An 8,355-nucleotide genomic window follows, 5' to 3' on the forward strand; every position below is an offset into this window, starting at 1 on the left:
ATGGCAGAAATCGAATCCATCGATGACGGGGCGGAGGATGAAGGTCCCGATGCGGAGGCGGGCGAGGGCGGAGAGGCCCACGAGGCCGAGATCGGCCTGCGCAAGATCATCCATGTCGATATGGATGCCTTCTTCGCCAGCGTCGAACAGCGCGACAATCCCGATCTGCGCGGTAAGCCGGTCGCGGTCGGCGGATCGTCGGGGCGCGGTGTGGTCGCAGCGGCGAGTTACGAGGCGCGCAAGTTCGGCGTGCGGTCGGCCATGCCCTCGGTCACCGCCAAGCGACTGTGCCCCGACCTGATCTTCTGCAAATCGCGCTTCGACGTCTATCGCGAGGTGTCGGGGCAGATCCGCGCGATCTTCAAGAGCCACACCCCGCTGGTCGAACCCCTGAGCCTCGACGAGGCCTATCTCGACGTGACCGCCGATATGCGCGGGATCGGCAGCGCCACCCGCATCGCCGAAATGATCCGCGCCGAAATCCGCGAGACGACCCAGCTCACCGCCAGCGCCGGGGTCAGCTACAACAAGTTTCTGGCCAAGCTCGCCAGCGACCAGAACAAGCCCGACGGGATCTGCGTGATCCGCCCGGGCCAGGGCGCGGCCTTCGTCCAGTCGCTGCCGATCCGGCGGTTCCATGGCGTGGGACCGAAGGGCGGCGAGAAGATGGCGCGGCTGGGGATCGAGACCGGCGCCGATCTTGCCGCCAAGGACCGCGACTGGCTGCACGCCCATTTCGGCAGTTTCGGCGATTACCTGTTCCGTGCCGCGCGGGGGATCGACCTGCGCCCGGTGCGATCGAGCCGGATCCGCAAATCGATCGGTGGGGAGCGGACCTTTCACGAGGATATCCACGCACCCGACGAACTGCGCGAAACGCTCGACCGGATCGTCGACATCGTGTGGGAGCGGATCGTCAACAACTCCGCGCGCGGGAAGACCGTGACGCTGAAGCTCAAATACAACGATTTCCGCCTCCAGACCCGGGCGCGCACGCTGCCGCGCTGGGTTGAGGGGAAAGAGGATTTTGCCGTCATCGCGCGCGGCCTGCTCGAGGCCGAACTGCCGCTCGCGCTGCCGATCCGGCTGATGGGGGTAACGCTGTCGGGCCTAGAAGGTGCGACGACGAAAAAGCGCGGCACCGGGGCCGCGCAACTCGATCTGTTGTAGAGAAGCCCGCGCGCCGCTCCGACCGGAGGGACGCGCGGGCAGGGGAAGCTCTATTTGGCGATGATGGAATCGAGGAACCAGGCGCGTTCCTCGGCCATGTCGGTCCAGTCGTCGCTGAGACCGTCGGTGGCGTTGTCGCCGGCCTTTTCGGCCTCGGCCTTCACCGCGCGGATCTGGTCGACCAGCGTGCGATTGTCGTCGCGCAATTCGCGCACCATCGCATCGGCATCGAGCCCGACCTTGTCCTGATCGTCGATCTGGGTGTGCTGGGCGATCGAGCCGATCGAGGTCAGCGTGGTGCCGCCATTCTTGCGAACGCGCTCGGCGATGCCATCGGTCTGCGCGATGATTTCCTGCGCTTGCTCGTCGAACAGCAGGTGCAGGTCGCGAAAGCGCGGGCCCTGCATGTGCCAGTGGAAATTTTTGGTCTTGAGAAACAGGGCGTAGTGATCCGCGAGCAGCTTGTTCAGCGCTTCGTTGACGCCCTTTTTGGAATTGTCGCCAGTATCGGCCATGGATGGGTCCTTCTTTGTTTTTTGTGGGTTCCGTTCACTCAACGCAGCAAAAGCCCATCGGCTCCATCAAGTGTTTCACTGCGTGCAATCGGATTGTCCGATCACCGATGCCGGGGATCACCGTGGTAGTGCGGCCCATCCCACCGCGATGCCGATCACCAGCAGGACGACGCCCGCGACCCGGCGGCCATGCGCAATCCAGCTCGCGCGCGGATCGACCACGCCAAGCGCGCCGAGGCCGAGCGCGAGCGATCCGCCCGCCGCGCAGCCGAGGGCCGCCGGCACGCTCGCCGCATAGGCCGCACCGACTCCGAAGGCGAGGAAGCGCGCGGCATCGGTGATCTGGTGTGCGATGAGGACGAGGCCCGCAGCGCCGATCGACCGGGTCGGTTCCTTGGGCGCGCGCCCGGGGCGCAGGATCAGGATCTCGATCCCCGAAACCAGCGCCGCCACCGCGCCCAGCATGTCGCGCGCATCGGGCACCAGCAGCGGCAGGACGACGATTGCCGCATATCCGGCCAGCGCCGAGGCGATCCATCCGGTCACCACCCCCAGCGGCAGCGCCGCGCCATGCCCGGCCTCGCTCAGATCGCTCACCACCACCTGGTCGCGCGCGCCCATGGTCACGACGAAAGCGGCAAGAAAGGCGAACATCAGCGCGGCCATGGAATGAGCGCTAGAGCCTTATCGCGGGGAAGGGAATGGATGGGGCCGCTGCGACACCCGACCAGATTATGACTTGTCGAGTTCCTGCTGCCTCTGGCGCTCCATCTTGGCAGCGAAGGAGAAACCCTTGCGCAGCTTGAGCGTGGGCTTTTCGACCACGTGCCAGGAGAACATCGCGAGGAGCGTGATCGGCACCACCGCCATGGCGAACAGGGCGTAGGGGCTGGTAACGCCGGTCGAGGCGACGATGGCCTGCTGGATCGGGAAACCGTAAAGATACACGCCGTAGCTGTAATCGCCGCGCGAAAAGAGTGGCGGCTTGGGAAGCTTGGTCACACCGATGAACACCGCGATATAGGCGTAGGCCGGGATCAGGACCACGGTGGAAACGGGCATCACCGAATAGACTTCGTCGGGCAGCAACACACCCGAAAGAATGACGCACCCGATTGCGATCGCGAACAGCGTCCACGAATAGGGAACGGCGTGACGCTTGGTGTAGAGCACAGAGCCGAAGAGGAACTCGGGCACCAGGATCGCACCGGGATTGGTCAGCGCTTTCATGATGAAACCGGGCGTTTGTTCGGGAAGATAGGGCGCGGCGACGATCGCCGCAGAACTGAAGACGGCGATCGCGAGCGTCTTCACCCAATCGGATACCCACCCCAGGATGATGATGAAGCTCATCATGACGTAGCAGCCCAGTTCGGGCGGAATGGTCCACAACGAACCGTTCACAATCCCGGCATGCGGGTTCTGTTCGAAAACGCCCGGGAGCAGATAGTGGATGAAGCCGAAAATATTCCAGAAATACGACAGGGTCTGTTCGCTGGTGAAGTAGTCGTAATGCGACAGGGTCGTGAACAGGGCGCCGATGACCAGGATCGTGACCAGGGTGTCGACCGCAAGCGCGGGGATGATGCGTAGCACACGGCTGGCAACGAACTTGCCGAGGGTCAGGCGCACGGCGCTGCCTGTCACGAGAAAACCTGAAAGGATGAAGAAGATCGGCACGATCGCCATGGTGGCGGTCCACCAGATCCCGAGATGCGTGGCCTCTTCCATCCCATAGACCAGAGGGAAGCAATGGCGATAGACAACCGCAAAGGCGAGAACGACACGAAGCATGTCGAACCCCGGCCCTATGCCGTTGTTTTCATCCATTATTTTTCCGACAGATCGCATCAAATCCTCCCTATGGCGGCCAGCCCATACAAGCTTTACGACCGAGAATCGACCCGCTATTGCCCGGGCATGAAATTATCGGGCCGAGCGGGGCGATCGGGTTGCTTGATGGCGTTTTTGATAAGTTTGTCAGGATGTTCTCAAGCGGGCGATGCGATCTATCCCATAGACCCGGCACGCAAGTCGGGCGCCGTATCCGAGCAGCCAGATGATCGCACCGGGGCATGGCAATCGGTCCGGATTTCGGGTGAGGCCCGGCTGCTGAGAGGTGAGGAGCCCGCGCGGCTCTACTGGCAGCCCGAAAGAATAGAGGGCGTCTATAGCTACGGCCCCGACGGCAAGACGATATCCTATGCGGAGGGCACGGATTGGCAGGCCGTGGAAGGCGGCATCGCTCGCACGGCCGGGTCGCGTATTCCCGACTTTGGCGACTATCACTATTTTTACGTCCCCACCGGCCAATCCTTCCGGCAGCGGCTCGGGCGGTATGTGAAGGGCGTTCTCGGTCACGGCAGCGCGGCCGGCGAGCGCGGCAAGGAAAGCTTCGAATTCAGTTCCGAGCCGCGCAATCCACCGCTCACCCTCAACCACGTCGTCTACATCGACTATCTCGCCAAGGCGCCCGACGAGCCCATCGCCCCGAAGCCGCTGTCGAAGCCGGCCTCACGCGTCTTCTGCATGGGCGACAGCATCACCGAGGGCGCGCATACGATCGCCAGCTTCTATCGCCGGGAGGACGCCGACAGCTGGTGCGGCCTGCTGCGAAAGAACTTCGGCGAAGGCCGCGAATTCATCAATTTCTCCAAGGGTGGCTCGACCGTCTCCAGCGCTGTGGAGCGATACGATACGGCCAGCGCCGAAGCACCGCCCGATCTGCTGATCCTCGCCTTCGGCATGAACGATCACGTCGCGGGGCCGGACGGGCTGGACGCGTTTCGCAATGGGTTGGTCACCATGATCAAGCGCGCGCAGGGCGATGGCGCCGAGATCATCCTAGTGGGCTTTTTCCAGCAGAACCCGAACTGGATGCTGGAATCACCGTCCGACAGCGTCGCCTACAACAAAGTGATTGCGGATACCGCGGAGCGATACGGTCTCGAATTCATCGACATGTATGACATTTTCGAGCGCGCCGATCCGCAGTTCGAAAGTTATCATAATCTGACGGGTGATTACATGCATCACCCTAACAATTACGGGCAGCGTATTTACTATTCGTCGCTGGTGCCCTTTTTCATCGAAGAGCCATTGCGTCCAAGCCAAATACCTGATTACGTTCGGATACGCGATTGAACAAAAGTTCGACGCGCTGGGATTTGGGAGAGAAAACGTGACGCGAACAGCGCTTGTAACCGGTGGTACGCGAGGGATTGGAGCGGCAATCTCGATTGCGCTCAAAGAGGCTGGGATGAAAGTGGCAGCCACCTTCAATACGGACGAACCCAGCGCCACCCGCTTCCAGGAAGAGACCGGGATCGCCACCTTCGGCTGGAATGTCGCCGATGCCGCCGAATGCGAACGCGGTATCCGCAAGATCGCGGACGAAGTCGGCGAGATCGATGTTCTGGTCAACAATGCCGGCATCACCCGCGATGCGAGCGTGGCGAAAATGGACCGGGAGATGTGGGACGCCGTCATCGACACCAATCTCGGCGGCGTCTTCAACTGCGTGAAAGCCATTTTCCCCGGCATGCGCGAGCGGGGCTGGGGCCGCGTGGTCAGCATCGGCTCGATCAATGGCCAGGCCGGGCAGTTCGGTCAGATCAACTATGCTGCGGCAAAGGCCGGCCTGATCGGACTGACGAAGTCGCTGGCCCGCGAAGGCGCCTCGCGCGGGGTTACGGCCAATCTGGTCGCGCCGGGCTATACCGAAACCGAAATGGTCGAAGCCGTGCCCGAGAAAATCCGCGAGCAGATCCTGGCGGGCGTACCCACTGGGCGGTTCTCGCGGCCCGACGAGATCGCCCGTGTGGTGAGCTTCCTGTGCGCAGAGGAAAGCGGCCAGATCACGGGCTCCACGATCACGGTGAACGGCGGCCACTACATGCATTGATCGCTGTGCGATTGAACGTAGCGAGGTAGAGCCGCTGGCCTCGAAGCACGCAGTGCGAAGAGGGCTGCGACGCAGGCAACGGAACCGAACCCGTGCAATCGAACGTCTTGAGATGGAGCGGGTGAAGGGAATCGAACCCTCGTCGTCAGCTTGGGAAGCTGCTGCTCTACCATTGAGCTACACCCGCATCTGCGGCACAGCGCAGGCCGCGCGCTTTGCCGCGTGAGGGGCCAAGCGTCAACAGGAACCAGCAGCATGCGACAGGCGAGCGATACGCTATCGATCCGGACCTCGGGCAGGGGGCTGACCGAACTGACCGACGATGTGCGCGCCTTCATTGCGCGAAGCGGGATCGAAAGCGCGCTGCTGACGGTATTCTGCCGCCATACCTCGGCTTCGCTGCTGATTACCGAGAACGCCGCCGGGGCGGTGAAGAGCGACCTGCTCCGCTGGCTCGACCGGGTCGCGCCCGAAGGTCCCGATTACGATCACGATTGCGAGGGGCCCGACGATATGCCCGCGCATCTCAAGCAAGTGCTGACCGGCACGACGCTGTCGATCCCGGTGCTGGCGGGCATGCCCGTGCTCGGCACCTGGCAGGGCGTATTCCTGACAGAGCATCGCGCCGCGCCGCATGCCCGCGAGATCGTGCTCCACCTGCTGGGCGAATAGCGGGCTGACTTGCGCGACGCGGCTGCTAGGATGGCGGCCATGAAACACCGGGTTGCCACCGCTCGCCGCGCCGTTATCGCGCTTCTTGCCTCGCTGTTCGCCGTGCTGCCCCAGGTCGCACAGGCCGAGGTGCTGCTGTCGTTCCACAGCTTCAACGGGTCCTATTTCGGCGGACGCTATCCGCATGCCTTCATCGTGATGGAAGGGACGCTCGATCGCACGGGCGAGACGATCAACGAAAGCTATGGCTTCTCGGCCAAGAGCACCGGCCCGCACGTTCTGTTCGGACCGGCGACCCATTGGATCTATCCCGAGGAACAGGAATATATCGACACCACCAATCGCCATTTCACGGTGTCGATCAGCGACGAGATGTACGATCTGATCGTCTACGAAACGTCGGTCTGGCGCGATTCCTACGGCAAGGGCTACGATCTCGACAATCGCAACTGCCTCCACTTCGCCGGGCGCATCGCCGAGATGGTCGGGCTGAAGGTCAACTATCCGTGGGACCTGCGTCGCCAGCCGCGCCAGTGGCTCAACCATATCAGCATCCTCAATCCCGAGCTCGGCGCGGAGCCGATCGAGGGGTAGCGAAAGCGGACGACGCCCTCACTGTGACGCCGCGTTTGATGAGCGCGTTCCAGCAGAAAGAGAAAAGGGCCGACAGGATTGCTCCTGCCGGCCCCCTCCGGCTCCGACCCCCGGGTTTGCGGGGTGGGGTCAGAACCCGAAGGTCACGCCGACGCGTCCGGCGGTCGATCCGTTCTTGTTGAAGCCGGTGGCGATCCCGGCGTTGAATGCTGCATTCTCGCCGACCATCACGCCGAGCTGGAGCGATCCGGCATGCGCGCCCTCGAACGTGCCGACATTGGCGGTGAGGTTGAACGCCTTGCCCGGCAGGAAGCTCGCTCCACCCAACGCCACCGCGACTGCGGTCGAAGACGAAATCCGCTCGTCGAGGATGGTCATGCTCTGTTCGAGCACATCGATCCGTCCGCCGAGCGCCGCAACGTCGCTGCTCAGCGCGGCGAACTGCGCGTCGGTGACCGCGGCGATGTAGCCGACATCGGCGCGCACCGCATCGACCGACGCTGCCGTCGCAACCTGCTGCCTGCCGAGCACGCCGTCGGCATCGACCGTCACGACATCGACCGGGCCCTGCTGCGCGGCGGTGCTTGCATCGATATCGCCGATCCGCACCGCGCTGCCGGTGCCGCCGATCGTGACTTGGTCGTTGGCGGTGGTGACCGCGCCGAAGCCGATCGCGGTGGCGCGGGCATGCTGGGCTTCGGCGGCATTGCCGATCGCGGTCCCGCTGGCGAACCGCGCCTTCGACCCGGTGCCGATCGCGGTCGCGTTCTCGCCGGTCGCCTGCGCGCCCTTGCCGACCGCAGTCGCTTGCGGCGCCGAAGCGAAGGACTGGTACCCCAGCGCGGTCGTGAACTGGCCGCGCGCTGCGGAGAAAGCCCCGAACGAGAGCGCGCCCGCCCCGGTTGAGGCTGCCCCGGATCCGAAGGCTGCGGCCTGCAGGCCATTGGCCGTCGTACCCTGGCCCACGGCGGTGGCGTTGAGCCCGGTGGCCGACGAATTGGCGCCCATCGCGGTGTTGAGATTGCCGCTGGCAACAGACTGTCGCCCCATCGCCATCGCATATTCGCCGTTCGCGTTCGCATCCTGGCCCATGGCAATGGCGGCTGCCCCCATTGCGCGCGCGCCAGCTGTGTCGGCATCGTCACCATCGGCACCGATCGCGATGGCCGAGTTCGATCCTGAGCGGGCTTGCCTGCCGATAGTTACGGCCCCGACCCCCGATGCGGAGGCGCCATAGCCGATGGCGACTCCATTGGTCACCGAGCCCGCAGTTCCTCCGATTGCCACACTGGCGAAATTGGCAAAAGAGTCCGTCCCGAGCGCGGTCCCATCTTCACTGGCAGAACTGTCGCCGCCGATCGCAATCGCTCTGTTTCCCGAGGCCCGGGCGCCGAATGAATCTCCATCGCCATCGGTGCCGATCGCGATCGACGACGCGCCTTCAGCATTCGCTGCATAACCTGCTGCGAACGACCGATCTCCGGTGGCTGCAGCGCTCTG

The 8,355-nt window shown here is 63.8% G+C and carries 9 protein-coding genes and 1 tRNA gene; 5 read left to right on the plus strand and 5 right to left on the minus strand.

Annotated elements, in window-relative coordinates; translation table 11 throughout:
• Entirely contained in the window at nt 1-1,170 is a 1,170-nt protein-coding gene (dinB, locus tag GRI68_RS13475; protein ID WP_160617756.1) for a DNA polymerase IV, read from the plus strand.
• Nucleotides 1,171-1,220: 50 nt separating this feature from the next.
• On the opposite strand, the gene GRI68_RS13480 is transcribed toward dinB, so the two are convergent.
• From GRI68_RS13480 to GRI68_RS13490, 3 genes are all read right to left on the minus strand, one after another.
• Complete coding sequence (locus GRI68_RS13480) at nt 1,221-1,685, minus strand: Dps family protein (protein ID WP_160617757.1); 465 nt, start codon at nt 1,683-1,685, stop codon at nt 1,221-1,223.
• A 117-nt stretch (nt 1,686-1,802) separates the two neighbouring features.
• Nucleotides 1,803-2,351 carry a hypothetical protein gene (locus tag GRI68_RS13485; protein ID WP_160617758.1) on the minus strand — a complete coding sequence of 183 codons (549 nt, stop codon included), beginning with the start codon at nt 2,349-2,351 and terminating at the stop codon, nt 1,803-1,805.
• 66 nt (nt 2,352-2,417) lie between these two features.
• A complete protein-coding gene (locus GRI68_RS13490; RefSeq protein ID WP_160617759.1) occupies nt 2,418-3,479 on the minus strand; it encodes an acyltransferase family protein in 1,062 nt (353 codons plus the stop codon).
• On the opposite strand from GRI68_RS13490, the gene GRI68_RS13495 reads away from it, so the two are divergent.
• Complete coding sequence (locus GRI68_RS13495) at nt 3,438-4,829, plus strand: SGNH/GDSL hydrolase family protein (RefSeq protein ID WP_160617760.1); 1,392 nt, start codon at nt 3,438-3,440, stop codon at nt 4,827-4,829. The two genes, GRI68_RS13490 and GRI68_RS13495, sit on opposite strands and share 42 nt — an antisense overlap.
• Before the next feature lie 37 nt (nt 4,830-4,866).
• Nucleotides 4,867-5,589 (plus strand): acetoacetyl-CoA reductase, encoded by a 723-nt coding sequence (phbB, locus tag GRI68_RS13500; RefSeq protein ID WP_160617761.1) that lies wholly within the window; start codon nt 4,867-4,869, stop codon nt 5,587-5,589.
• A 113-nt stretch (nt 5,590-5,702) separates the two neighbouring features.
• Here the strand turns inward: phbB and GRI68_RS13505 are convergent.
• A tRNA-Gly gene (locus GRI68_RS13505) sits at nt 5,703-5,776 on the minus strand.
• Nucleotides 5,777-5,844: 68 nt separating this feature from the next.
• Between GRI68_RS13505 and GRI68_RS13510 the strand changes: the two genes are divergently transcribed.
• On the plus strand, nt 5,845-6,261 hold the full coding sequence (locus GRI68_RS13510; protein ID WP_160617762.1) for a secondary thiamine-phosphate synthase enzyme YjbQ: 417 nt from the start codon (nt 5,845-5,847) through the stop codon (nt 6,259-6,261).
• Between the two features lie 39 nt (nt 6,262-6,300).
• Nucleotides 6,301-6,855 carry a hypothetical protein gene (locus tag GRI68_RS13515; protein WP_160617763.1) on the plus strand — a complete coding sequence of 185 codons (555 nt, stop codon included), beginning with the start codon at nt 6,301-6,303 and terminating at the stop codon, nt 6,853-6,855.
• Nucleotides 6,856-6,984: 129 nt separating this feature from the next.
• Here GRI68_RS13515 and GRI68_RS13520 read toward each other — a convergent pair.
• Nucleotides 6,985-8,355 (minus strand): YadA-like family protein (locus GRI68_RS13520; protein ID WP_160617764.1); only part of this gene is annotated, 1,371 nt, incomplete at its 5' end.

Origin of the sequence: Alteriqipengyuania halimionae, from assembly GCF_009827575.1 — a bacterium.
Taxonomy (GTDB): Bacteria; Pseudomonadota; Alphaproteobacteria; order Sphingomonadales; family Sphingomonadaceae; genus Alteriqipengyuania_A; species Alteriqipengyuania_A halimionae.